General features: G+C 55.5%; 22 protein-coding genes and 1 pseudogene. 14 read left to right on the top strand and 9 right to left on the bottom strand.

Translation table 11 applies throughout. The features are described 5' to 3' along the window. Positions 1-3 precede the first annotated feature (3 nt). Both DSM14862_RS18275 and DSM14862_RS18270 read right to left on the bottom strand, forming a co-directional pair. Complete coding sequence (locus DSM14862_RS18275; protein ID WP_243254549.1) at positions 4-1,827, bottom strand: ABC transporter ATP-binding protein; 1,824 nt, start codon at positions 1,825-1,827, stop codon at positions 4-6. An 8-nt stretch (positions 1,828-1,835) separates the two neighbouring features. Beyond that, positions 1,836-3,116, bottom strand: a complete 1,281-nt coding sequence (locus DSM14862_RS18270; protein WP_007121297.1) for a glycosyltransferase — start codon at positions 3,114-3,116, stop codon at positions 1,836-1,838. 122 nt (positions 3,117-3,238) lie between these two features. On the opposite strand from DSM14862_RS18270, the gene DSM14862_RS18265 reads away from it, so the two are divergent. The 3 genes from DSM14862_RS18265 (at position 3,239) to DSM14862_RS18255 (ending at position 7,513) form a co-directional block, all read left to right on the top strand. Next, positions 3,239-4,669 carry a glycosyltransferase family 4 protein gene (locus DSM14862_RS18265; protein WP_007121298.1) on the top strand — a complete coding sequence of 477 codons (1,431 nt, stop codon included), beginning with the start codon at positions 3,239-3,241 and terminating at the stop codon, positions 4,667-4,669. A 231-nt stretch (positions 4,670-4,900) separates the two neighbouring features. After that, entirely contained in the window at positions 4,901-6,325 is a 1,425-nt protein-coding gene (locus tag DSM14862_RS18260; protein ID WP_007121299.1) for a TolC family outer membrane protein, read from the top strand. 276 nt (positions 6,326-6,601) lie between these two features. Then, positions 6,602-7,513 (top strand): LysR substrate-binding domain-containing protein, encoded by a 912-nt coding sequence (locus tag DSM14862_RS18255; RefSeq protein ID WP_243254550.1) that lies wholly within the window; start codon positions 6,602-6,604, stop codon positions 7,511-7,513. A gap of 179 nt (positions 7,514-7,692) precedes the next feature. Here DSM14862_RS18255 and catC read toward each other — a convergent pair whose 3' ends face one another. From catC to DSM14862_RS18240, 3 genes are read right to left on the bottom strand one after another with little or no spacing between them, the layout of a single operon-like run. Beyond that, on the bottom strand, positions 7,693-7,983 hold the full coding sequence (gene catC / locus DSM14862_RS18250; RefSeq protein WP_243254551.1) for a muconolactone Delta-isomerase: 291 nt from the start codon (positions 7,981-7,983) through the stop codon (positions 7,693-7,695). A 5-nt stretch (positions 7,984-7,988) separates the two neighbouring features. Continuing rightward, the gene (locus tag DSM14862_RS18245; protein WP_007121190.1) at positions 7,989-8,285 is read right to left on the bottom strand and encodes a YciI family protein; all 297 of its coding nucleotides are present in this window, start codon (positions 8,283-8,285) and stop codon (positions 7,989-7,991) included. Positions 8,286-8,301: 16 nt separating this feature from the next. Further along, positions 8,302-9,630, bottom strand: a complete 1,329-nt coding sequence (locus DSM14862_RS18240) for a short-chain fatty acid transporter (RefSeq protein ID WP_243254559.1) — start codon at positions 9,628-9,630, stop codon at positions 8,302-8,304. 330 nt (positions 9,631-9,960) lie between these two features. Here DSM14862_RS18240 and DSM14862_RS18235 point away from each other — a divergent pair, with 330 nt between their 5' ends. The 7 genes from DSM14862_RS18235 to DSM14862_RS18205 all read left to right on the top strand — a co-directional run bounded on the left by DSM14862_RS18235 (position 9,961) and on the right by DSM14862_RS18205 (position 15,767). Continuing rightward, on the top strand, positions 9,961-10,968 hold the full coding sequence (locus DSM14862_RS18235; RefSeq protein WP_007121193.1) for a cyclase family protein: 1,008 nt from the start codon (positions 9,961-9,963) through the stop codon (positions 10,966-10,968). Between the two features lie 30 nt (positions 10,969-10,998). Then, positions 10,999-11,811 (top strand): BKACE family enzyme, encoded by an 813-nt coding sequence (locus DSM14862_RS18230; RefSeq protein WP_322790852.1) that lies wholly within the window; start codon positions 10,999-11,001, stop codon positions 11,809-11,811. Position 11,812: 1 nt separating this feature from the next. Then, entirely contained in the window at positions 11,813-12,589 is a 777-nt protein-coding gene (pcaD, locus tag DSM14862_RS18225) for a 3-oxoadipate enol-lactonase (protein WP_040701996.1), read from the top strand. A 224-nt stretch (positions 12,590-12,813) separates the two neighbouring features. Continuing rightward, positions 12,814-13,284 carry a VanZ family protein gene (locus DSM14862_RS18220; RefSeq protein ID WP_113075765.1) on the top strand — a complete coding sequence of 157 codons (471 nt, stop codon included), beginning with the start codon at positions 12,814-12,816 and terminating at the stop codon, positions 13,282-13,284. Between the two features lie 436 nt (positions 13,285-13,720). Further along, positions 13,721-14,194, top strand: coding sequence for a lipoprotein, putative (locus DSM14862_RS18215; protein ID WP_007121197.1), 474 nt, complete (start codon positions 13,721-13,723; stop codon positions 14,192-14,194). Between the two features lie 200 nt (positions 14,195-14,394). After that, positions 14,395-15,378 (top strand): glycosyltransferase family 2 protein, encoded by a 984-nt coding sequence (locus DSM14862_RS18210; protein WP_208855135.1) that lies wholly within the window; start codon positions 14,395-14,397, stop codon positions 15,376-15,378. Continuing rightward, a complete protein-coding gene (locus tag DSM14862_RS18205; protein ID WP_007121199.1) occupies positions 15,378-15,767 on the top strand; it encodes a GtrA family protein in 390 nt (129 codons plus the stop codon). Before DSM14862_RS18210 ends, DSM14862_RS18205 begins: the two co-directional genes overlap by 1 nt. 4 nt (positions 15,768-15,771) lie before the next feature. On the opposite strand, the gene DSM14862_RS18200 is transcribed toward DSM14862_RS18205, so the two are convergent. Continuing rightward, positions 15,772-17,688: a hypothetical protein gene (locus DSM14862_RS18200; RefSeq protein ID WP_243254552.1), complete on the bottom strand. Its 1,917-nt coding sequence runs from the start codon at positions 17,686-17,688 to the stop codon at positions 15,772-15,774. A gap of 358 nt (positions 17,689-18,046) precedes the next feature. Here DSM14862_RS18200 and DSM14862_RS18195 point away from each other — a divergent pair, with 358 nt between their 5' ends. Then, positions 18,047-18,256 (top strand): hypothetical protein, encoded by a 210-nt coding sequence (locus DSM14862_RS18195; RefSeq protein ID WP_007121201.1) that lies wholly within the window; start codon positions 18,047-18,049, stop codon positions 18,254-18,256. A gap of 92 nt (positions 18,257-18,348) precedes the next feature. Here the strand turns inward: DSM14862_RS18195 and DSM14862_RS18190 are convergent, their stop codons facing one another. From DSM14862_RS18190 to DSM14862_RS18180, 3 genes are all read right to left on the bottom strand, one after another. Then, on the bottom strand, positions 18,349-19,800 hold the full coding sequence (locus tag DSM14862_RS18190; RefSeq protein WP_243254553.1) for a sensor histidine kinase: 1,452 nt from the start codon (positions 19,798-19,800) through the stop codon (positions 18,349-18,351). After that, on the bottom strand, positions 19,770-20,243 hold the full coding sequence (locus DSM14862_RS18185; protein WP_007121249.1) for a molybdopterin-dependent oxidoreductase: 474 nt from the start codon (positions 20,241-20,243) through the stop codon (positions 19,770-19,772). The genes DSM14862_RS18190 and DSM14862_RS18185 overlap by 31 nt, the downstream gene beginning before the upstream one ends. A 259-nt stretch (positions 20,244-20,502) precedes the next feature. Further along, positions 20,503-21,192: a sulfotransferase family 2 domain-containing protein gene (locus DSM14862_RS18180; RefSeq protein WP_083804605.1), complete on the bottom strand. Its 690-nt coding sequence runs from the start codon at positions 21,190-21,192 to the stop codon at positions 20,503-20,505. 241 nt (positions 21,193-21,433) lie between these two features. On the opposite strand from DSM14862_RS18180, the gene folE2 reads away from it, so the two are divergent. The 3 genes and pseudogenes from folE2 (at position 21,434) to DSM14862_RS18165 (ending at position 23,947) form a co-directional block, all read left to right on the top strand. Continuing rightward, entirely contained in the window at positions 21,434-22,525 is a 1,092-nt protein-coding gene (gene folE2, locus DSM14862_RS18175) for a GTP cyclohydrolase FolE2 (RefSeq protein WP_007121251.1), read from the top strand. Between the two features lie 95 nt (positions 22,526-22,620). Continuing rightward, a complete protein-coding gene (locus DSM14862_RS18170) occupies positions 22,621-23,373 on the top strand; it encodes an SDR family oxidoreductase (protein WP_243254554.1) in 753 nt (250 codons plus the stop codon). A 332-nt stretch (positions 23,374-23,705) separates the two neighbouring features. Beyond that, a pseudogene (locus DSM14862_RS18165) lies at positions 23,706-23,947 on the top strand (type II toxin-antitoxin system ParD family antitoxin). The last annotated feature ends 133 nt before the right edge of the window (positions 23,948-24,080 follow it).

Here is a 24,080-nt window from a genome sequence, read left to right as displayed (position 1 = left end):
TGCTCAACCATAACTACTGCGCTGTGCATTGAACATAGCGGCATAGAGGCCTTCTTGGGCCATCAGTTCCGCATGGGTGCCTTCTTCGACCACCCGTCCCTCATCGAGCACATAGATATTATCGGCATGGGTCACGGTTGAGAGGCGGTGGGCAACGAGGATGGTGGTTTTGTCCTTGCTGAGCTCGCGAATGGCGTCGCGCACCTTTTCTTCAGTGCGTTGATCAAGCGCGGATGTGGCCTCATCGAGCAACAAGATTGGGGCCGAGCGCAGAAACGCCCGGGCGATGGCGATACGTTGTTTCTGACCCCCTGAGAGTTGGGAGCCTTTTGGGCCTAAGGGCGCGTCGCCGCGATCGCGCATTAACTGGTCGATACCCACGAGTTCAGCTGCGCGCCAGATTTCTGCATCGGTGGCCTCAGGACGGACGTAGCGGATGTTTTCCCAGATCGAGCTGTTGAAGATGACGATGTCTTGGGCCACCACAGAAAACGATTGGCGCAGCTTGTCGACGCGCAACTCTTTGACGGGCGTGCCGCCGATGGTCACGACCCCTTCGTTGACATCGTAAAGCCGGGCGATAAGACTTAGAACCGAGGTTTTGCCGGATCCAGTTGCCCCGACGATGGCGGTGACCTTGCCGCCCTCAAAGACCATGTTCACGTTGCAGAACAGGGGATGTTTTTCAGAGTATTGGAAGGTGACATCATCCAGAATGATATCGCCGGCAGCGTTAAATGTTTCTTTGGCATCCGGCGCATTGGTGATGCTGGGCACTTCACGGTAAAGAGAGCGCAAGCTGTCGAGAATGATCAAGCTGGCTTGCATGCTGACAAAGAAGGCGGTGAGGCGCCGCGCAGGGTCAAAAATCAATGCCATGCCAATCATAAAACCGATGATGCCGGCGCCATCCATCTCAAATCCTGGGCTGAGGGCCATGTAGCCGCCCACCCCAATGATCAAAACATAGATGATCGCGGCCAACACATCGACGGTGGGGCTCATCATCGCCTGCAGTCTCTGCAGACGAATGGAGAGGTCCTTGATTTCACCGGTCGCTTTGTTGAGGCGGGCTTTTTCCACGGGCTCTTGGTTAGAGATTTTGACGGTGCGCATGCCGTTCGTCATCTCTTCGATCCCGGACATGTAGTTGCCCATGGCATTCTCGGCGTTTGCTTGTGTGCCTTTGATGCCTTGAGAGATCCGTCGGACCACGATCGTGATCGTGGGCATGACGATGATCACCAGCATGAAGAGAGCCGGGTTTTTCCAGATCAGATACCCTGAGACGGCGATGATGGTCACAGTATCGCGTACCGCGTTAACTGTGGTCTGGCCAATGAAGCCCGACAGATCTTGCGCCTGATTGACCAGCCGCAAGATGATATCGCCCGATTTTGTCCGCTCAAAAAACGCCAGATCCAATGTCATCATATGATCAATCAGATCGCGCCGCATCTTGAACACCGCGTCGCTGGCCAGCCAGGCTGAGAGTCGGGGGACCCAGTAAGACATCACCGCGCGCAAGGAGAAAATCGCCAACACCATGCCGCAGACCTTTACCAGCCCTGCGACAGTGCCTTCATCGAAGATCACCCTTAACCCGCTTTCAGTGAGGGCGATAAACTGCTGGTAGGCAAAGCCCTGAACCAGGATCATCGCCATGACCAGGCCCAACCAAGGCGCGCGTTGTTTAAGATAGGTGGACCAGAACCAGGAGATATTGTCCTTATCTTGGTCGTTGAAGAGCGGCGCACGTCTTTTGTCTTTGGGCGCCGCTTTCGCCGTGTCTGTCTGCGCTGCTGCGGTATGATCTTGGTTGGTCATGGTATGCCTCAGACTTTTGCGGAGTCGGCGGATACCGTGGCGATGATATCTGTCGCAACGTTGTTCCAGGTCCGGAGTGAGGAATGGTTGCGCAGAATTTTGTCTTTTGCAGCGGCATATGCCGCGGGATCAGTATGCATTTTGTCGATAAGGGCTGCGAGCGCCGTGGGATCGTTTGGATCGAAGTATTCTGCCAAATCTCCCCCCACTTCACACAACGCCGGAGTCGTGGCGGAAAGGCCGGGGGTTCCCAGCCATAGGGCTTCACCCAAGGGCAAACCGAAGCCTTCCATATGGCTTGGGATAATCAACGCGCGGGCTTTTTGATAGAGAAGGCGCAAGCTCGCTTGGTTCGGGTTCAAAAGGAGGCGCACTTTATCTTTGATCGGTGCCACCTCTGGCCTGTCGAGATATGCGACAGTTCTCTTTCTATGGGCGCCGGCCAAGACAAACAGCGGCACAGGGCGGCCTGTTTTGTGCAGATGAAGCATCGCTTGTAGAATGCACTCAAGATTCTTGCGTCCCGTCATCACCCCGACCCCCAGAAAATAGGGGGTGTCGGGGATGTCGATATCGACCGTCTCGTTTGTTTCGCGCAGCTCATGGGGCAGGGGGACGGGCACAACGGGAGGGAGGTCGGGCAGATGGCCAGAGGCAGAAAATTCTTCGATTTCTGCCTTCGTGAAACGGGAATTTGTCATCACCTTCTCGGCGTGACTGATGACGATCCGATTGTCATGGGCGAAATTACGCGCAAACATGCTTTGACGCGGGTGCGCAAACTCATGCAGCGGGATCATATCGTGGATCAGTGGATAGAACCGCGGGCGGATGTTCTGCTTGTCCAACGCGACGAGGTAATCTGCCATCATTTTAGGCCGCCCGAGGGACACGAGGATTTGGCCTGAGAGATCCACTTCGCGCAGACTGCCTTCGGGGACCGCGCGGCGCCATTTGCTGAGGCAGATACGTTTCATGACTGTGCGTACAAGCGGGTAGATTGCATCGCGCAGCGGATGAGGCTCGGGAAAACTATAGCGAATGCGCATGGGCTTTGCGGCGGCCGGGATATTAGGATCGCAGACGCCTGTCTCAGAGGCCGCACCGATATTTGGATCGACCTCAAAGAAGCGATCATGTGCCGGCGAGAAGACCACAAAACGTACGTCAGCCGAGGAGCGGGCGAGCTCATACCCCACCTCCATCACGGTTCTCGCAATGCCGTAATATTTAAACTTGACGCCAGAAGAGAGAAATTGTTCTGAAAGGTCATAGTATATTGGGCTCATAAGTCCTCTTAACATCGTCCTTGGGGTTGAGGAACTTTAACTTGTTCTTCACTGAGCGTCACTAAGGCGGTGCTCTACCTTTCTTGGGCGTTAAGCACCAGAGTCAAGGAAGAGAACCCGACATGTACTATTTCGATATGACCGACATTCTGATCTACGTGGAGAAAGAGACCACGGTGTCGGGCATTCAAAGGGTTTCTTTTGAGGTCATCCGCCGCATGGTCGCCCGCTTGGGGGCCGACAATGTGCGGCTGAGCTATTGGGACCGGGCGCGGCGCGCCTATGTCGCCATCGATTCCAGCTTTATTAGGGAGATGGAAGAGTTTTCTCCCGATGATTTGGGGCGGGTTTTCTTCGGCAAGAAGGCGCGCTCTCAGCATAATGCTGCGCCCACCTTAGTGCGCTATCGCAACAGGCCCCTAAAGTACTGGTTTTACCATAAGGTACGTGCGTATCACGCGGCGCGCGGACATGAACGCTATTTTGCCAAGATGGGCTCGAGCATTGAAGAATGGGAGACCTTCAAAACGCGCCGCGCGCCGCTCCAAACACAGGGGGCGGAAGAGCTCTCTCGAGAGGACGTGAGCCAGACCGCGAAGCCAGGCGATCAACTGATCATTCTAGGCGCAATTTGGAACATCGATGGGCTGGAGCCCGCCCTGCAGCGCTTGAAGGACGACAAGAGCCTTGAGATCTACCAACTGGTACATGATCTGATCCCGATCATTGCGACTGAGCATATTGCGGCGGATTTCTCGGGCGAGTTTTACCATTGGTTGCTGGCATCTTTGGGGTATTGCGACCGCTTCATTGCGAATTCGCAAAACACGGCCCGCGACCTGCAGCGCTTTATGGATGAAGTCGGGCAGCAGCGCCCCATTGACGTGGTGCCCTTGGCACAAAAGTTCAACGTGGTACATTCCAACCGGGTAAGGGACCCGGCAAAGCCGTTCAAATCGCGTCTCAGCAGTTTGCAGGGGTTGCAGCAATCTGTGCTGAACCTAACCAAGACCCCCTTTGTCTTGGTCGTGGGCACGATGGAATCGCGCAAAAATCTTTGGCGTCTCGCGCAAGCTTGGCAGCGTCTTATTCAAACCCCGGGGCTTGATGTGCCCAAGCTTGTTTTTGCGGGCAAGCCGGGCTGGTATAACGACGACTTTGAAGAGTTGATGACGGCCACCGGCAACCTGGGTGGCTGGGTGCAATTTGCCAAACGTCCCAGCGATACTGAGCTTGGGTTTCTTTATGAGAACTGCCTTTTTACAGCGACCGTCAGCTTTTACGAAGGCTGGGGCCTGCCGATTGGTGAAAGCCTGTCCTTTGGCAAGACCGCGGTGGTGGCGGATAATTCTTCCATGCCTGAGGTCGGTGGGGATTTGGTGGAATATTGCGATGCCCAGTCCATCAGCAGCATCTATGAAGCCTGCCACAGGCTCATCGCAGACCCTGAGCACCGGCGCGTTCTGGAGCAGAAGATCAGCACAAGCGCGCTGCGCACTTGGGATGATGTGGCACATGACGTGGAGACCGTGTTGAACCACAAGAATGGCTGAGGCGCGACGCAACAGATATCAAATGCAAACTTTCCGCAAATATGGCATAGTCCTTCCCAAGATCACTGGCGTCACATTACTCATGACTTGGACGTGAAGGCACCGCGCAGCACACGGACAGCGGCAGCCGGACCTTTGAGGACCTTAATTTTGTGAACGATCAGGGCAAGAAAAGCGCATCCGCCCGCTAAGGCCAACGTGATTGCGCGCAAACAAAAGGCAGAACGAGCAATGGACATACCTCATCTCAAACGGTCCCTGCGACGCGCAGGTGTCGCTTTGCCCCTCACGCTGGCGCTGTTGATGCCGCGTCCCCTATGGGCCGAAACCTTGGCGGACGCTCTGGTTGGTGCCTATGAGTATTCGGGGCTCTTGGATCAAAACCGCGCTTTGTTGCGCGCCGCTGATGAAGATGTGGCCAGCGCCAAAGCCGCGCTCAAACCGGTGCTGCGGTGGGCTGGGGCGTTGACGCAGAGCTTTGGCAACACGCGGGCCTCCAGTCTCGCGCCCTCGCAGTCCACGGAAGCTCTGACCGCGTCGATCAACCTGATCGGAGAGTTGCTGCTGTATGATTTTGGCGCAAGCCAATACCGGATTGAGGCGACAAAAGAGACGGTGCTGGCCACCCGCCAGACGTTGCTTGACCTCGAACAGCGGGTGCTGCTGCGCGCCGTGGCTGCCTATATGGGGGTCATTGAGGCCTCGGATGTTGTGGCGCTGCGCAACAACAACCTGCGTCTCTTGACTCAAGAGTTGCGTGCTGCGCGCGACCGTTTTGAAGTGGGGGAGGTGACCAACACGGATGTCGCTCTCGCGGAAGCGCAATTGGCACAGGCCCGCAGCGGGCTGGCAGGGGCCGAGGGCGCCTTGCTGCGCGCTGTTGAGGAATACATCAATGTGGTCGGGCGCAGACCCGGCAATCTCAGCCCCCCACCGCAGCTGCCCAATGTGGGTGGCAATATCGAGGCTGCCAAGGCGCTGGCGGTCCGGCGCCATCCCGCCGTTGCGGCCGCGCAACATCAAGTTGCGGCCGCAGGGTTGGCGGTCAGTTCAAACGAGGCGGCAATGAAGCCTCGGGTGACGCTGCAAGGGAACTACGGTCTTTCAGAGACATTTGACAGTCAGCGCTACAATCGCAGTGGCAGTGTTGGGGTGGAGGCCGGTCAGACGATCTATCAAGGTGGCGCTTTATCCTCAGCCGTACGGCGGGCCATGGCCCAGCAGGATGCGCAGCGCGCCAATCTTCATGTTGTGAGCCGCGAGGTTTCTCAGGAGGTCGGCAATGCCTATGCGTCTTTGACGTCCGCACGGGCGCAACTTGAAGCCTCAGACCGGCAGATCCGCGCGGCGCGCACCGCTTTTGAGGGGGTGCGTGAAGAAGCAAAGCTGGGCGCCCGGACCACATTGGATGTTCTGGATGCTGAGCAGGTGTTGCTGGATGCGGAATCGACGCGGGTCACCGCACGCGCCAATCTCTATATCGCGGCCTATGCCGTCTTGGCTGCCACCGGGCAGCTCACGGCGCGAGATCTGCGCCTGCCCGTGCAGCTTTATGATGCTGCGGCCTATTACAATCTGGTCAAGGACGGCCCCGCCAAATATTCCAAGCAGGGCAAAGCGCTCGACCGAGTTCTGCGGGCAATTCAAAAGAACTGAAGTCTAAGGACAGACCCTTAAGGTAGGCAGGGGGGCGAGTAGCGGCTTAGGTTACGGCTTCGAAAGCCACGCAATCAAAACGCCTCCGAGAAATTTTTTGGGGGGGGGTGCTTTGTAGCGGAGGTCAGCTTGGCGGAACAGACCTTCCCAATGTGCGAACCGCGCAACCCCTGCGCATTCTGGCGCAAGAAGATGCGGTCTTCGTCCTTTGCGGTATCTCAGTGCTTCTCACATCCCTCTGTGTGATAATAGAAACAGTCGCCATGGAGGGCCCGGATGAATAGAAGTTTGACGGCGACCTTGCGCCAGTATGAAGCTTTCGACGTCGTCGCCGAAACTTTGCATTTTGGGCGAGCGGCTCAACTTCTAGGTGTCGCTCAACCAGCGCTGACGCAACAGATCAAACAGCTCGAAGCCGAGTTCGGGGGCGAGCTATTGTTTGACCGAAACCGCCGTCGTGTACTGTTGACCGAATTTGGCGAAACTGTTTTGCCAGAGGTGCGCGCCCTGCTGAGGCAGGCTCACCGCGTCGAAAATATTGCTGACGCCGCGCGCGGTGGGCGGCGCGGTCGTATCGAGTTGGCTTACATTGGATCCGCGTCTTATGCTGGCGTTCTTGGACGTGTTTTGAAGACATTTCGGGCGGGCACGGATGTCGATCTGGTTTTGCATGAATTGGACATGGATCTTCAAATCCGCGAGATCGTCGCAGGCAGGATCGATGCCGGATTTGTGCGCTTGCCGCTCTCGGGGGTGCCAGATGTGCTGGTGACGAGGGACATTTTAGAAGAAGATATCATGTTGGCTCTTCCCAGAGGACATAGACTGGAGGGGGCGGAATCCGTGCGCATGGCCGATCTGTGCAAAGAAAGCTTTATTTTTACCCATCTCGGCCCTGATCTCGGATTTGCCGCCTGCGCTTATGCGCTGTGCAGCGACGCTGGTTTTACCCCCCACATTGCCCATCGTGCCCGACAGTTCACTGCGATCGTCAGTTTTGTCTCTGCCGGTCTGGGCGTGGCATTTGTGCCCGCTTCTGTTGCTCGTATGGCGGAGGTAGGGGTCAGCTTTGTGCGGATCTCTGATGCCACCGTAACGAGCCGGATCGGCCTTGCCCATCTTGATGCCCCAACCAATCCTACCCTGCGCCGTTTGCTTGCGATCCTAGAGCCGATTGACCGGCTGTGAGAGGCCGATAAGAAGACTGTGCATGCTGCCACTTGGGGCATCAAGTTCCAGGTTTTCGCGCGGTGCGGTGCGCGGACTTTTTGCCCTTTTGGCTTGATGTGCAACTGGTCTTCGACGCCCAGATATTGTTGATGCCAAGGCCAGTGATGTGTGAACCGGCGGTGAGGGTTCTGCGGCGTTCAGCTGTCGTCGGCGCGTACCGAGGAGGGATGGCGGACCAGGGATTTCACGTCGATGTCCATATAGGGAAAAAGCGGAAGACCCGAGATAATCTCATGTAATCTATCAGCATTGCTGACGTCGAATATCGACAGGTTTGCATAGGTGCCGGTTACACGCCAGATATGGCGCCATTCGCCGCTTTCCTGCAGCTTTTGGGAGTAGGCTTTTTCCCGCATCTTAATCTCTTCAACTTCGCTCGTCGGCATATCTGCCGGCAGCTTTACGGTCATATTCACCTGAAAAAGCATAGTTCTTATAACTCCCGTTTTCCGGCCAGATATGCCTTGCGCCAGCGGATCACCTCGACCCGCTGGAACAGACCCGCTTCGTGGAAAGGGTCATTTTGGATGAAGTCTTCGGCCGAGGCCCTATCCTCGACATCGACCAGATAGATCCCCCCGGACGCGAAAGCACCATCGTCCGAGAGCTTCGCCCCACATGCCAAAAGAAGCGTTTGATGCTGATCTAGGTAGTCGAGGTGGCGGTCCCGCAGCTTAAGGCGAAGCGCGTGGTTGCCATCCTTATCCCATGTTTCGATCATGAAAGGCATGACCAACTCCTTTTGTTTATAGTCCCAAAAAGCCCCACAGCATGACGGCCGCGCCGAAGATGAGGCCAAGATAAATGAGGATCAAAACCATATATCCCATTACATCGCGCAACTGGAGGCCGGAGATTGCCAAGACAGGCAGAATCCAGAAAGGTTGGATCATATTGGTCCACTGATCTCCGATTTGTACTGCAAGCGCAGTGGCCGGAATGGAGGCACCGATTTCTTTAGCCGCACCCATCATGACCGGACCCTGAACAGCCCATTGCCCGCCTCCCGATGGCGCCAATAGATTGATTAGGCCGCCTGATAGGAACGACCAGATTGGCAAGGTTTCAGGTGTGGAGATGTTAACGAACATCTGAGCGAACGTCACCAGCAGGCCAGAGCCTGTGAGGATGCCTAAGATGCCCGCATAGAAAGGGTATTGAATGATAATCCCCGCCACGATTGTTACACCGTCACCCAGTGCCGCAAGGTATCTGGCTGGGGAGGCAAAGAGCAAAATCCCGAGAAAGAGAAAAATAGTGTTAATGATGTTGAGGTTAAGCGAGCCGCCCGTGACAAAATGATTTGCGGCGTAGACGAGGCCGAGAAGGCCAATCGCAATACCGGGAAGTGGACTATTGTTCATGCGGTCTGCGATAGAGCGCACGGCGTCGCCTGCGGCTGCGGCAGCTGGTGAGGGTGCCTCGGGTTTGGCTTCAATGACCTTGGACGGATCCTTGGGGTGCAGCCAAGCGTTGAAGAGGGGCAGAGTCAGGACGATGACGAGGCTGGTTATAAGAAGGACCGGCGAAAGAATGGTCTCGCTGATCGGGACAATTCCGATGTCTGCCTGCAAAAAATGCCCTTCGGTTGCAATGAGCAGTGGCACGGAACCGGACAGGCCAATGCCATAGAGTGCAAACCCCGAATAGGCGGCGGCAATAACCAACGGATAGTGGAGGCCTTTGACGCGTTGGCCAAGTTCGCGCGCGACCAAGGTGCCAATTACGAGGCCAAAACCCCAGTTGAGCCAGCTTCCAATCGCGCCGACCAATGTCGCAACGATTACCGCGGTCGCGGGCTTTTCCACTTTAGAGACAAAAAATACCAAAGCCGCGTTCACAGGCGGTGATTTGGCCAGAAGGTATCCAGCAAGCAGGATAACGGTCATTTGCATCGAAAAGGCGAGAAGGTTCCAGAAGCTTTCGCCCCAATAGGTTGCCGTCTGAATGAAGCCGGCCCCCTCTACCACCATCGCGAGGCCAATAGTTAAGAATGTCAGCCCAAAGGCGATGACCAGCGGGTCGGGCAGGTAGCGCCCTATCAGCCGCGTGAAAAAATTGGCCAATGCGTTCATATCAATCCTCCCTTGATACAATATGTAATGTTTGCTTATCACTCGGCCTGTGTGATAATCAAACGGTAATTGATAGTGGGGTGGTGCATATTTGGCTTCTTCGTGGGACGTGGCGTCGTGGGTCTGCCGCTGCACGTCGGTTCATTAGCGCATGAGTGACTAACATCCTGCGCCTTGATCGGCGTTCAAAGCGTTTGAGAATGTAGACCAGCAGCGCAGACGCATTTGAGGCAGGTTATTGTCGGTTCGGGAGGGGCGTAGCGCAATTGGATAGGACACCCCTTTTGTGCTTGGTCGGTGCGGGCGCAATACAGGGAATGATGGAGAGATATGATGAACTGGACGAAACGGCCCGAGGGGTCAAACTGGGGGGATTTCGGTGCTGATGACGAACTGGGCCGGCTGAATCTTATTGGACCCGAGCAAGTGCGTGCTGGCTTGGCAACTGTCACCGAAGGGCGGACCCTTTGCTTATCGCTGCCCCTTGATTTGCCGGGTGGCAACCTATTGAACCCGCGCCGTCATCCCCCTCGGCTTAGCCCAACGGAACTGGACGGCGCGCAGTATGTGAACTTTCCACTGGCCAATCTCGACCCGGCATTGCGCGATGTGATTAGCGATGATCGGGTTATTCTCTACACCCAATATTCGACACAGTGGGACTCGCTTGCGCATGTGGGCGCGATGTTTGATGTGGATGACAACGGTGTGCCCGAAAAGGTCTATTACAATGGGCATAGGGCTGATCGGGACGTCCTGGCCCCGGCCAAAACGGGTGGATCGTCGCGTGCAGAACGTCTCGGCGTCGAAACCATGGCCACCCATGGTATGCAGGGTCGTGCGGTTCTCGTGGATCTTGCTAAGGTCTTTGGCACAAACAGGCGCGTTATTGATCGCGATGATCTGATGCATGCGCTTGACGCAACGGGTGCAGACATAAGGCCTGGCGATTTCATGATGCTCAGAACGGGGTTTGCAGAGCGGATCGTCGAAATGAATGGTGCGCCGGATGTCGAAGCGCTAGATCGCACCGGTGCCGTTCTGGATGGTCATGATTTAGCACTTCTCCAATGGATTACCGACAGCGGCATCGCAGCCATATGCGCTGATAATTATGCGGTCGAGAACCCCGACCCGCCATTGGGCGCAACGCTTAAACTGCCGTTGCATCATCATTGCCTCTTCAAGCTCGGTCTTCCTCTTGCTGAGCTTTGGTATCTGGCTGATCTGGCGAAGGCTCTTGATGCGCTTGGCCGATGTGATTTTCTCCTGACCGCGCCGCCGCTCAGATTGCCTGGTGCTCTAGGGTCTCCGGTCACTCCCATCGCTACAATTTGAGGTACCGCCATGTCTACCATGCCGCCAGCGATGATCTGCGTCGCAATTACCGGCTCTTTGCCGAAAAAGAGCGACAATCCTGCCGTTCCTATAACTGTGCCCGAACAGATCGAGAGCACACAGGCCGCGTTCGAAGCCGGTGCATCCGTATGCCACGCGCATGTGCGCAACGACGATGAGACGCCGTCGGCGGACCCCGAGCGATTTGCCCGCCTGAAGGAAGGGATTGAGAAACATTGTCCCGGCATGCTCATTCAGTTCTCAACCGGTGGCAGATCGGGGGCTGGGCGCGCTCGAGGGGGTATGCTTTCGCTTTGTCCTGACATGGCTTCTCTATCGGTCGGATCGAACAACTTTCCGAACCGCGTCTATGAGAATCCACCCGATCTTGTTTCTTGGCTTGCCCAGGAGATGAAGTCGCGGGCGATCAAGCCTGAAGTTGAAGCCTTCGATCTCAGCCATATCCTGCAGGCCAAATCTATGGTGGATAAAGGGGAGATCACCGGACCGCCTTATATTCAGTTTGTAATGGGGGTCACAAATGCGATGCCGGCGGACCGCGACGTGTTCAATTACTATATCACGACAGTGAAGCGTCTTTTTGGCGACGTGCCATGGTGTGCGGCCGGTATTGGAAAGCATCAGGCGGAATTGAACCGTTGGGCAGCGCAGGCAGGGGGGCATTTGCGCACGGGCCTCGAAGACAATATTCGCATGGATCGCCACACCCTTGCACCATCCAATGCAGCTCTCGTTGAACGCGCCGTCGAGATTTGCCAAGAAAACGGGCGCAGGATTGCCTCCCCTACCGAAGCGCGCCGTATCCTTGGATTGGGAGAATAGCATGACGTTTTTAGAAATGAACGGCACTGTCCTTCACCATAAGGTCCGCTTGAGCGGCAAGACAAGCGTCGTTTTCTTGAACTCACTTGGGACGGATTTGCGCATATGGGATGACGTTGCAAGTTTGTTGCCGGACGACTGGACGGTGTTGCAGATTGATAAGCGTGGGCACGGTCTCTCCGAGACGGGTGACGCAGACATGAAGACCTATGCCGCAGATGTAGCCGCATTGATGGACCACTACTGTCTTGGTCCGGCCCTCATATGCGGTGTCTCAATTGGGGGAATGATCGCACAACAGCTTTTCCACGCCCGCTCTGATCTTGTCTCTTCAATGGTGTTGTCCAACACTGCTGCGCGGATCGGGGATGCAGCGAGTTGGCAAGCGCGTCTTGACCAACTCGATGAGGTCGGTCTTGAGGCCTTGGCAGATGGTATACTTGAGCGCTGGTTCTCGGCTGCGTTCAGGTTCGACCGGCCAAGCGATCTGCAAGGATATCGATCAATGCTCGCGCGCACCCCTGCTGAGGGCTACGCGACGGCATGCCGCGCGATCCGCGATACGGATCTGCGCGATCAAACGTCACAAATCGACGCACCGGTGATCTGCATATCTGGCACAGAGGATTTGGCCACGCCTTCGCACATCGTTGCGCAATTTGCACAATCCATACCAAAAGCCAGCGTCGTTGAAATCTCAGGCGCCGGGCATTTGCCCTGTATCGAGACGCCATTAGAAGTTGCAGCTGTTATCAAGGGTATTGCCCAGCAAGGATAGTTATAGACGGAGGCTTTCTCCTCTTTGAAGGCGGGCGGTAAATGGGCTGAGTTTAACCGCGCCAGGTATAGCGCGCGATTGCCGAGCGTCTCTCCCATGGCTGTAAAGTTCAACACCTGCGTGATAAACACGGAGGCTTAAAGGCGCTCTATATGCGCCGTCATCCCCGCTTGAAGACGCACTGTTGCCGTAGCACAGCGCTTTTAACGATAGGTTGAGCCTTCATGTCCAGTTTGCGAGCGATTGCTCTGACCCCGTCCCGCCGCACAATTGTCTTGTGGTTGACGACGAGTCTGATGATTTGCATCGGTGTCCTGACGCTCTTTCCCCTGGGCCTTCCAGATGTGGCTGGCAGCGATAAGGATCACCATATATTGGCCTTCGCAGCTTTGGTGATGCCTTGCGCCGCTCTCTATCCTCAGGGGCTTACCCGGGTAATTCTGGGGGCCACAGCCTATGGCGCACTTATTGAAATCATACAGCCCTTTGTCGGACGCTCAGGTGACTTTCTCGATTTTATCGCGGATTTGGCGGGCATTGGGTTGGGATCCATTCTGGGCCTCGGGATACATTATGCTGCCCAACGCTATGCCGGTTTTCGGCGCCGCGTCGCTCCAAGCCGTGCGGCGAATGTTATTCAGCTCTATGATCCTCGCCCGCGCGAAGCCGCCGCCAAAGACCCTCTGGAACCCTGAGCAGACTCTAGACCTCCAGCGGGTCTTCATACGTAAGGTTTATGTTCCTTTTCTTGGAGAGCATCCCAAAGCGATGCGGGAGAGTGCCGGTGCTTTTGGAAGGTTTCGAACTGACTTTGGAGCCCCGCTAGATTTGCCTCCGCCCTCTGAAGGACCGCGTCATTCTTCGGGGGCCTTCGGTCTTGCGCGTTAACGAGCCGCCAAAGGTGCTCGCTTAGACTGGTGAGAGATAAGTGTTGAACATCAGTGCAGACCGAGACTGCAGGGCCCCCCATGCCTATAGCTAGGGGGGTGTTTTGCGCTGTCATCACATTGTGAGTTTGCTTAGACAGAAGGTGAATGCATACCCCAAAAAGGTCTAGGCGTTTGGAAAGGCAAGAGTTTCCTTTAGCCTCGACGCTTATACGAAAGGGCTATTTTGCACAGGAGTGATAAAATGCGAAGTTGGGTAAGCTATTATTTTATAGCCATTTTCATGATTTTGGGTCTCGGCGCCTGTGGGTTTGAGCCGACCTATGCCTCTGGCTCTCAGCTGGGTCGAGATCTTGAGAATATTAAGTTGGTGGCGCCTACAAACCGGGAAGAGTACATTTTTACCCGCAGTTTTGAGCAACGTCTGGGTCGCAACGTGGGTGCCAGCACAACCTTGCGGTATAATATCTCGATATATGATCAAGGCTTGGATGTGAGCGACATGAACATTTCTCATAAAATAGGAAATGTGAGCTATCAGTTGATCGATGAGACGAATGGGGATGTGATTACCTCTGGAAAAGTAGACTCCTTCACATCCTACTCTTCCGAAGGAACTTTGTCTGTTGCCGCACAGGATGACGCCAGTGAGAGGTTGCTCATCATTCTGGCAGATAAGGTTATTTCCAGGTTGACGGCCCAGCTGCCAGTCAGCTGATACCCAAACGTCCTCATCGGGACGCAAGACGCGGCCCCCACGTGGCTTCCAAACAGAGAGCTTCTTTTCTTCCTGAGGGGATGTGTGGGTTAGGGTCGTTTATTTATAGATATTGGGGGTGTGGTTTTGTTAAGCCTGCCGGGGAAGTTTAGCATTCAGCGTGTTGCCTTGGGTGACCATATTCAGACATTAGGTTTTCAATGACCAATACTCCAGACAGCATGGGCGCCCCGGAATTGTCCCTCGTTGTGCCTATGTACAACGAGGAAAACGTAATTCAGCGTTTTTTCGACACGGTCCGTCCGATACTGGATGATATCGGGCTCCCCTACGAGATCGTTTGTGTCAATGACGGGTCGCGCGATGCCACGCTTCTTGCGCTGACAGGTATTGCGCGGAAAGATCCGCGCGTGCGGGTCGTCGACTTGACGCGGAACTTCGGTAAAGAGGCCGCGTTGACCGCCGGGCTGGATCTGGCGCGCGGCGCCGCTGTCATCCCAATAGATGCCGATCTGCAGGAGCCGCCTGAGCTGTTGCCAGAAATGGTGGCGCATTGGCAGGATGGGTTTGATGTCGTGTTGGCGCGCCGGGCTGAACGCAGTTCGGATACGATGTTTAAGCGCGGCTCGGCCCGTATGTTCTATCGCTTGCTTCGAATGATGTCTGATGTGGAAATCCCAGAGAATGTCGGAGATTTCCGGTTGATGGACCGTGAGGTGGTGAATGCCTTGCACCGCCTTCCAGAACGCACCCGCTTTATGAAGGGAATATTTGCCTGGCTTGGTTTTCGCCAAACCACGATCGATTTTGTGCGCCCCGCGCGCCAAGAGGGTAGTGGTAAGTTCGGGTTCCGGAAGCTGTTCCAACTGGCAATGGAAGGGATCATCTCCTTCAGCACCGTGCCGCTCCGAATGTGGAGCTATGTGGGATTTATGGTCGCGGCAGCGGCCCTTTTGTTCATGCTCTATATCTTGATCGACACATTGTTGTTCGGTCGTGATACGCCCGGCTTTGCCACGCTCGCCACGGTGCTGTTGTTTTTCAATGGGCTGATCATGATCAACTTAGGCATTATTGGCGAATATTTGGCGCGCATATTCACCGAGGTGAAGGCACGGCCTATTTATTTGGTGCGCGAGCAGATTCAGTTTGAGACGGCAAACGCCGAGGATCATAAACCCTAATGCGCCATCTTCTTGGGGAAATCTTGCGCTTTGGAGGCGTAGGGGCATTGGCCACCGGGGTGCATGTAGGCACCTATCTTGGCATGCTTTCACTCGTATCACCTCAAGTCGCCAACGCTATGGGGTTTTTGGTCGGCGTCGGCCTGTCGTATGTGGGGCATACGTGGTTCAGTTTCGCGGGATCTTCCAAGCAGGCGGGGACGGGCCGCACGCTGGCGCTACGTTTTGCCGTGGTGGTGGCCGTGGGCTACGTGCTCAATGCATTCTGGGTGGCCTTGGTCACAGAAGGGTTGGGTTGGGCATCAGGCTGGGCCGGGATTTTTATCGCCTGTGGAACCCCTGCCATCACGTTTCTTTTGCTTAAATTTTGGGTCTACGCGCCCCGATAATCTATCAGGGCCTATGTAGGAGAAGTCCTTTTAAACCAATACCAAGCGTGCGGGTATCCCCGCCAGTTGGGGGCGCATGGGCATCTGGCAATATGAGCGTCAGGGTGATGGTCTCCTGTGCAGGATCGTGAGGCAGGAGGCGGAAGATCGGATCAGGGGATTGGCCTTCTGAGCCGCGCGTGCCTTCCCAAAGTGTTTGGCCATTTTGTGTGATGATAAGGCGTTGCGCGCTCCGGTCTGGGCCCAGAAACATCTGCGCATCGAGCTGCAATCTTGCCTGATCCCCGGGCTCTAACCCTTTGGGGATGATGATCAGCTCCGCTTTTTCTGCGTGGCTCCAAACGCCCCAATCCTCGATTTCAGACCAGCCAGATCCTAAATACCTCGACCCTTCATCCCCGCCAATATTCTGCAGCTCTTCTGGCCATAAATTGGGAAGGTAGCTCCCCGCGAGGCTGCGCTGTAGCACCTGCGTGCCTGAACAGTCACTTTGACGGCGGACGGTCTCGAGGTAGAGGGGCCAGAACCGCAGGGGGGCCTCGTCCTCGTGAAAGGGAACCACATGACCGGGGTCGATGAGATCATAAAGCTGGGCGGGCGTTTCGGGAACTAGGTTTGGCATACAGGCCAAGAGCTGAGCGCTTTTCCAAACTCTATCGTAGCGCAGCATATCTTGGGCGACATGCCAGTGGTGCAGACCGCCCAGAGCAAAGATCACTGCAGTTACGCAGGCCACCAGAGGGCGCCGGAGCTCCCCGAACCTTCTGTGTGGGCTGTGCCGTAAGGCGGCCGCCCCGGCGACGGCCAAGAGCAAGACCACCCCTAGAATGCTGGTGCGGCTGTCGAGATAGGCGCAATGGCCTGTTCCTTGACACCAGCCCTGCTGCTTAAGCGACGCGCTGACAGGCAGCGTCACAAAGATCATGCTGATCAGCAGAAACGCCGCGACTGCTGCGAAAGAGACTTTTTTGCCAAAGGGGATACGAAGGGTCAAAATGATTGCGGCATACATGGCCAGGCCTGACAGGGCAGTCCCGGTCCAGACCGAGAGCGGCACCTTTAGAAAACGGCTGCTAAAGCGCGGCAGCACCAACCCATCATTGATATGGTGCCAGGTGGTGCTGATCAGAGCACCGAGATTGCCGATCCCTGCGAGAGAGTTTCCCTCATACCCTGAGGGATGCGCCAGCCGATACGCAATATAGACGCCCACGACCAAACCCAGAGTGACGATCTCAATCCAGACGCGTGTGTCTTTCACAAGAGCGCGCAGCCAAGGCAGAGGGCGGCGCAGGGACAAGGGGTGGTTGGCAAATACCTCTGCCGCCACCATGACGATGCCCAAAAGCAAAGCAAATTCGGTGGCCAGCATGGCGCCGAACTGAAGCAAGCGGTTCAGTACCCTCCAGCCCCCCCGTTCTCCGTAAGACAGGGCAACAAGGCGACAGCTGACCAATACCAAAAAAGGCAGGGTGTTCTGTAAGGGGTAGGTGGTGGGGGGAAGATGTTCAAAACCCAAGGGATGCAGAGCGAGGAAAATGAGAAAAGAAAACGGTGCGATGGAAAGTTTGAGCACCTTTCCCGCATAGACAAAGATTAACCAGACCGTGGAGAAGTAGAGCGTGACGAACACGAGGCGCCAGATCAACATCTCAGACATCAGCGCCGCGAACATATTGATGGGCTGAAGATAGAGAAATCCGACCCGTCCTTGCCCTTCGGCAATCCAGCGGGCCGTTTCCAGAACAGTTTTGGGTCCCTGCAGCGCAATATAGGTGAAATAGACATCGTCAGCCGACAGCCGGTAACCGGTCAGAAAAAAATGGCCATGCCACAGCGTCAGTAGAAATATCAGAACATAAAGGACTGTTTTGCGCATATGAGGACGGTCAAAAAGACCATGCAGATAATCTGGTCGCATCAAGAGCCCTAATTGCTACCCAAAATCTTGCATGCGTCCAACTCCAGATCTGTGGGGCTTTCTGGAACGGAATGCTTGTCGCTCGCCAGCAGGGCTGCGGGCTTTAGGCTGTCCGAGGACAAAAGGGGAAAATGACCGAACGTATAATCAATCTCGGATACGTACCTCGAATTCCACATATGCACTTCCCCGTATATCGTCTCAAATGTGTAGGCGGCGGAGCGCGCTCTGGCAATGGATATGCTGTGACGACCAACTGGCTTTATCTGATTTAGACGTCCAAATCGAAATGCTTGAATACCGCGCGATTTTCTGTAAAGACACTTAGCGCTGCTAAAGTCCTGGGGAGGATTAAAGAATGACCGGATACAGTGTGGATAACTTCGTAGAAGGGTATAACCAGCTGAACGCACGCAAGTTTAGCGACTTAACCTATGCCGAGGTCAGCAAGCTAATGAAAGAATATGGCGACATCGACCCGATGATTTCCCAGCTTATTCAGGATGCTTATGCGAAAGTAGCGCTATGTCCCTTTGAGCTTAGCGCCATGCGAGAGACATTAAACTGAGTTTGCTGGCCCTTGGAGATGCGCACATCTGCTCTCTTAAGAGGGGGTAAACCACGCGCATCGCGCAAAGCTTGGCAGCAGCGGCATTGCTTTTAAGCTAGGGGTGTAAGAAGCACCGGGGTAAATCGCGCATTTGAGGTCTCACGAGAGTGCGAGCGCAGTTCCAGTTCGATCCAGAACACCGATCCTTCTCCTTCGACGGAGGTGAACCCCACCTTTCCGCCGAGCAGGTCTATCAATTGTTTGGTGATGCTCAGCCCCAAACCGCTGCTTTTGTTTGCGCCGGTGGTGCCGGGGTTGATCTGATGAAAGGGAGTGAAAATGTCGGGCTGCAAAGCCTCGGGGATGCCGATCCCATGGTCGGTGACTTCGATCCGCGCTTTGTCGTTGAGCCGCGTCAGGCTGACCTCAACCACATCCCCGGGGGAGGTAAATTTGGCGGCGTTGGAGATCAGGTTGTTCAGGACCTGCGCCACCCGCGCGCTGTCGGTGAAAGAGATCAAGGTCTCTTTGGGGGTGTGAACAGCGTAGCGGACCCCAAGCTTTTCCGCGTAGCTTTGGCAATTTTCAACCGCGGCTATGACGACTTCATTGAGGTCCGCTGACTCGCGCTTTACCGAGACTTTTCCATCGCTTAAGGCTTGGGCATCCAAAATATCGTTGACCAATGTGAGCAGCCGATCCCCGTTGCGGCTGGCGACGTCTAGCAGTTTCAAAGCCGTTGGGTCTTTCAACGTGGCGCCCACTTTGGCTTTCAGCAAAGACAGCCCGCCGAGAAGCGAGGTGAGTGGTGTGCGCAACTCGTGGCTGACCACACTCATGAAGTTCATTTTCATGCGTGATGCTGAGGTCGCTTCTTCGGCCAAAATGCGCATTTCTCTTTCCCTCTTTTTGACAGCTCGCAGTTCGATCAGAAGCAGGGAGGCGAAGATGCCAAAGAGGGTCAAAAGTGTCATGCCGAGATAGGCAATGGCATGCGATAAAGACAGCAGACCGGTTCTGAACTCAGTGAGAGAGCTGTTTTTGGCCTGTGCAAGGGCCACCAACAAGTCCCGTAAAGCCATATCGTAGCCTTCGAGAGCATCCAGAATATGCGCGGCCTTTTGCCGCCGCACGGCGTCTGTCATCTCTTGTGCTGCGAACTCAGCAATATGGGGCTCAACGGTCTGGAAGGTTTCCTCAAGGGCAGAAAGCACGGTTTGATCTATGGCAAAACTCTTGAGAAGCCGCGAAAGCTTACCTTCCTGAAGGATCGTGATCCGGCTCCAGGCGATGTCAAAGCGCAAGGCCACATCGCTTGCGGGTCTAAGGCCGAGCGCGACTTCGCTGAGCTCTTTCTCAAGCCTGAGCATTTCGAACTGAAGCTGTGAACCGATCCAGAGCGGGTCGCTTTGCTCCGCGGTCTGGATATTGTCGACCCTATCGCTCAGCTTATAGACGATCCCACTGCCAAAAAGCACGGCGCCTACAAAAAATACGAGAAGCGCCGCGCGAACGGATCTGCTTTTATCGGTCACTCGACGGATATGTTTTTGAGCTGCCATACCAGTCTGCCGTTAATGGAATTGTCTTGAAGCTCCGCATGGTCGTCCATCGGATAAATGACCCAAATAGGTCCTTTGTCCCGCACTGACATCGGCTCTCCGTCACGCAGCACCGCCAGAATGACATCGTAATCAAAGGCATCTACGGCTGGCACATCTGAGCTGAAATCATTCAGTGCCACCATTTTTAGGGTCGCATCGGGCGCGACATTCAGGGGCTCCAGCACCGCGCGCAGGCGCGGTCCTTGGAACGTGGCTGCGGTATCCACATAGTCGTTTTTAGTCACAACGGTGGTCTGAGGCAGCGCGAGCAGATCTTCCAGCGTATAGGTCGCGGATTGCTCGGAGGTTGCAACAGTCAAGATTGTTTGCGCGGCCCCTATAGTGGGGAGGGCGAGCAAGGCAGCCACAAAAATGGGGTTCAGAATATTCTTAAGTCTCATAATCGATCCTTGATGGTCCCCGTCGCTCTCGTATGTCGGTTCAAAGACAACCAGATATTGGTGGCAATTTTGAGGCCTTTTCAAAATAGATGCCACTTTGCAGGACGGGGACTGGTTCTCACCGCCAGAAGTTCCTTACCCTGTCTGTTATGCTTTGACCAAGCAGAGTTCTGTCCTGTGACGTAGTATTGGACCGCGCGGGAGAGCATGTGCCCCCCTATGAGGGCTCCTCACAGGGGGCCGGTGGTGGCCTTGAACTTTAGCGTGATACTTGCAGCGCGGATCTCCTTCCTGCTTTGATTTCTTGGATCAACTGCAGGTCTTCTTGGTAGAAGTTTTCGATTGATTTACGCGTTTGTTCAAGCATTTGGATGGAGAATTTCACGCTGCTGTTGCGGTCGAGAGGCACGATGGCGCGGTCAGTTTGAGTGACATGGTCAATCCAGTGGAACACCTGCTCGAGGCCCTCCTCAAAGAGAAACATCTTTACGTCGGGCCCGGTAAATTCCACCTGAGGTCGGATGTGATTGTCCGACAGATAGGGGTCAGCAATCTGATCTGCAAAAATCTTTTCAACCCATGCATCAAAGGTGCCGCAAAACTCTGTCGTCCAATCGAGCTCCACGGTCAGTGCGTCGCCGGGCCCGATGTGCTCGGGCAGTGCCTCGGCAGGATTTTTTCGGGTCGCACGGTAGCGATACTCGCTCAGCAAACGCTCAAACGGGTCGCGCAGAATACAGAACCGATGATCGCAAAAACCATCGGGCAAGATCATGCGCTGCGTTGCTGCTTCCATATGTTGAGGCGTGGTTTTGGACCATTCTACCGGCTCGCGGCTGTAAAGAGCCAGCGGTCCCTTGGCCCTGAGGTAGCTTGTGATGCACGATCCACCCGTTTTAGGGATATGGACAAAATGCAGAAGTTTACCGTTGATTTTTGAAAGGGGCACCTGTCGCCTCGGATATTACCATAGATTGTGCATCTATGTGGGAAATGCTTGGCAAGTCAATTCGGGCTGGGGACCGTAGTGGCAGCCCCAGGCCTGCTCTGCAAACGTTGTCACGTTCGAGAGCCTTTGGTCTGTGTCACCCGATACGAGGGGCTGGCCAAGGTGTCGTCTTGCTGCGCTGTGCCATGGTGTTACCGGTTAAACCATCTTAGCGTGCGGCCGACAGATCAAAGGGGCGCTTATGACTATTGAGACAAAGGTGTCAGAGACACCGGATCGGAAGGCGGCCAAGGCTGCGCTCGCCACCCTGCGCGCGTGGGCTCAGGAGGCCACTTCGGCCGAGGTCGCCGCGCTCGACCCCGCGGTCGCGCGGATGGTAAACGGTGCCGGATACCCCGCGTTCAACCGCATCTATCCGGCGGATTTCACCGGGGGTGCCAATTACAAAGCCACGCTGCCTGACCTGCAAAACGGCCCTTCCAGCCTGATCCGCGGCGCGCAGCAGTTGATCCAGCATGTGGGCATTTCCAACTTCCGCCTGCCGATCCGCTACCACAGCCGCGGCGCCGGTGATTTGCAGCTTGAAACCTCGGTCACCGGGTCGGTCTCGCTCGATGCGCAGAAGAAGGGCATTAATATGTCTCGTATCATGCGCAGCTTCTACCGCCATGCTGAAGCGACCTTCAGCTTCGAGGTGATCGAAGCCGCGCTGGATGACTATAAAGCTGATCTGGAAAGCCTCGATGCGCGGATCCAGATGCGGTTTTCCTTCCCAATGAAGATCGAAAGTCTGCGCTCGGGGCTCGCCGGCTACCAATATTACGACATCGCGCTGGAACTTGTAGAACAGGAGGGGAAGCGCAAAAAGATCGTCCATCTCGACTATGTTTATTCCAGCACCTGTCCTTGTTCGCTGGAGCTGAGCGAACATGCCCGCGCAACCCGCGGGCAGTTGGCCACGCCGCATTCACAGCGCTCGGTCGCGCGGATCTCGGTGGAGGTCCTCGACGCAGAGGGCTGCCTCTGGTTTGAAGACCTGATTGACTTTTGCCGCCGCGCGGTGCCGACAGAAACCCAAGTGATGGTCAAACGCGAAGACGAACAGGCCTTTGCCGAGCTGAACGCCGCCAACCCGATCTTCGTCGAGGATGCGGCGCGGCTCTTTTGTGAACAGCTCCTTGCGGATGCGCGGGTAGGGGATTTCCGCATTGTGGCAAGCCATCAAGAAAGCCTGCACAGCCATGATGCCATTAGCGTGCTGACCCAAGGCGATACCTTTGCCGCGCAAAGCTTCGACCCGAAGCTGTTCAACACGCTCTTCCATGTTGGCTAAGTGATCTCGGCCGCTCTGTCTTTTTTGGGGGGTCTGGTGCTGCGCGCGCTTTATGTGTTTTACCCAAGTCTGATTAGGATCTGAGGAGAGGCGTCATGCGTCGAGCACTGGTGACCGGCGCTGGAAAGCGCCTCGGGCGCGCTATGGCGCTCTACCTTGCGGGACGAGGGTTCGATGTGGCCGTGCATTACGCCACCTCGCGGATGGAGGCGGAAGAAACAGCCGCTGACATCGTGGCGCAGGGGCGGCGTGCCTCTCTATTGCAAGCCAACCTGCTCGACGAGGCTGAGACGCAGACCCTGCTGCCCCGCGCGGCGGCGGCGCTTGGAGGTCCGATCACCTGTTTGGTCAACAATGCGTCGATATTTGAAGCGGATGACATCTACACGGCCACCCCTGAAAGCTGGGAGCGCCATATTGGCAGCAACCTGCGCGCGCCTTTTGTGCTGACGCAGGCCATGGCGGGGCAGGGGCTGCACGCCACGCCAGATGAACGCGGCGAGCCGCGTGCCACTGGGCTGATTGTGAACATGATTGACCAACGCGTGCACAGCCTGACGCCGGAGTTCATGAGCTATACCATTGCCAAGATGGGTCTTTGGGCCATGACACGTACGACGGCCCAAGCGCTGGCGCCGGCAATCCGGGTGAACGGCATAGGCCCTGGACCAACCTTGCAAGGTCAACATCAGTCTGAAGAAGTCTTTGCCCAAGAGCGTCGAGACACAGTGTTGGAGCGAGGGGTAAACCTTGAGGATATCACCGCAGCATTGGGCTATTTTATTGATGCCCCTGCGGTCACCGGGCAACTGATCTGCACCGATGGTGGCGAGCATCTGAAATGGTAAATCTCCTTCGGGTGCCTTGCTGTCTCGCAACAACAGATCAACCAAATACGCCGCCAACCTTCAAACTGCACAAACACCAGATTTCAGTCATAGCTCCTCATAGAGAGTAGTTTGCGTGACTTTTTACCGAAAAAGATAATGGAGGCTCGTCAGCCGTAAGTTAGTGACAGCAGAACATCCGTTCTGACGTCAGCATTATGAAGCAGTGGTGGGCGCCTGAGAGCCTGGATTCCGTCGATATCGCCCCCTAAGTCGGTACAATTTGAATCTTGCGCTAATTAGAATCAATATATGGCAATCCTTGCCATATATTGATTGGAAAAGGGGGCGCTATGGCTACCATGAATATTTCATTATCTGATCGATGAAATCTTGGGTAGAGCATCAGTCCAAATCTGGGCGCTATGCCAACTCAAGTGATTATGTTCGTGACCTGATCCGACGGGACCATGCGCGCTACGACGCAATTGCAGAGATTCAGGCTGCCATGGATGTGGGATTTGCCAGCGGACCAAGTGTCTCGCTAGACCGTGAGGGATTTAAAGCCGATATGCGCGCGCACTATGCCAAGTAGCGGGCACTGGACGCTTCGTCCGGTTGCGCAGAACGGTATTACTGAAATCTGGCAACATGGCGCTGCCAGCTAGGCTCCTGACCAAACGGATCGCTATGCATATTGTCTGTTTGCGGTCTTTGAGCTGCTTGCC

Source organism: Sulfitobacter indolifex (assembly GCF_022788655.1).
Classification (GTDB): Bacteria; Pseudomonadota; Alphaproteobacteria; order Rhodobacterales; family Rhodobacteraceae; genus Sulfitobacter; species Sulfitobacter indolifex.
Note: the sequence above shows the minus strand (reverse complement) of the source record. Positions and strands in the feature narration are given on the sequence as shown.

Excerpts from the sequence above, each read along its gene's own strand:
- DSM14862_RS18195 (WP_007121201.1), top strand. The coding sequence starts at position 18,047 with ATGACCGGATACAGTGTGGATAACTTCGTAGAAGGGTATAACCAGCTG.
- pcaD (WP_040701996.1), top strand. The coding sequence starts at position 11,813 with ATGACGTTTTTAGAAATGAACGGCACTGTCCTTCACCATAAGGTCCGC.
- DSM14862_RS18205 (WP_007121199.1), top strand. The coding sequence starts at position 15,378 with ATGCGCCATCTTCTTGGGGAAATCTTGCGCTTTGGAGGCGTAGGGGCA.
- DSM14862_RS18170 (WP_243254554.1), top strand. The coding sequence starts at position 22,621 with ATGCGTCGAGCACTGGTGACCGGCGCTGGAAAGCGCCTCGGGCGCGCT.
- catC (WP_243254551.1), bottom strand. The coding sequence starts at position 7,983 with ATGCTTTTTCAGGTGAATATGACCGTAAAGCTGCCGGCAGATATGCCG.
- DSM14862_RS18245 (WP_007121190.1), bottom strand. The coding sequence starts at position 8,285 with ATGCCTTTCATGATCGAAACATGGGATAAGGATGGCAACCACGCGCTT.
- DSM14862_RS18200 (WP_243254552.1), bottom strand. The coding sequence starts at position 17,688 with ATGCGACCAGATTATCTGCATGGTCTTTTTGACCGTCCTCATATGCGC.
- folE2 (WP_007121251.1), top strand. The coding sequence starts at position 21,434 with ATGACTATTGAGACAAAGGTGTCAGAGACACCGGATCGGAAGGCGGCC.
- DSM14862_RS18240 (WP_243254559.1), bottom strand. The coding sequence starts at position 9,630 with ATGAACGCATTGGCCAATTTTTTCACGCGGCTGATAGGGCGCTACCTG.
- DSM14862_RS18210 (WP_208855135.1), top strand. The coding sequence starts at position 14,395 with ATGACCAATACTCCAGACAGCATGGGCGCCCCGGAATTGTCCCTCGTT.
- DSM14862_RS18270 (WP_007121297.1), bottom strand. The coding sequence starts at position 3,116 with ATGAGCCCAATATACTATGACCTTTCAGAACAATTTCTCTCTTCTGGC.
- DSM14862_RS18190 (WP_243254553.1), bottom strand. The coding sequence starts at position 19,800 with ATGGCAGCTCAAAAACATATCCGTCGAGTGACCGATAAAAGCAGATCC.
- DSM14862_RS18265 (WP_007121298.1), top strand. The coding sequence starts at position 3,239 with ATGTACTATTTCGATATGACCGACATTCTGATCTACGTGGAGAAAGAG.
- DSM14862_RS18260 (WP_007121299.1), top strand. The coding sequence starts at position 4,901 with ATGGACATACCTCATCTCAAACGGTCCCTGCGACGCGCAGGTGTCGCT.
- DSM14862_RS18215 (WP_007121197.1), top strand. The coding sequence starts at position 13,721 with ATGCGAAGTTGGGTAAGCTATTATTTTATAGCCATTTTCATGATTTTG.
- DSM14862_RS18185 (WP_007121249.1), bottom strand. The coding sequence starts at position 20,243 with ATGAGACTTAAGAATATTCTGAACCCCATTTTTGTGGCTGCCTTGCTC.
- DSM14862_RS18220 (WP_113075765.1), top strand. The coding sequence starts at position 12,814 with ATGTCCAGTTTGCGAGCGATTGCTCTGACCCCGTCCCGCCGCACAATT.
- DSM14862_RS18230 (WP_322790852.1), top strand. The coding sequence starts at position 10,999 with ATGATCTGCGTCGCAATTACCGGCTCTTTGCCGAAAAAGAGCGACAAT.
- DSM14862_RS18255 (WP_243254550.1), top strand. The coding sequence starts at position 6,602 with ATGAATAGAAGTTTGACGGCGACCTTGCGCCAGTATGAAGCTTTCGAC.
- DSM14862_RS18275 (WP_243254549.1), bottom strand. The coding sequence starts at position 1,827 with ATGACCAACCAAGATCATACCGCAGCAGCGCAGACAGACACGGCGAAA.
- DSM14862_RS18235 (WP_007121193.1), top strand. The coding sequence starts at position 9,961 with ATGATGAACTGGACGAAACGGCCCGAGGGGTCAAACTGGGGGGATTTC.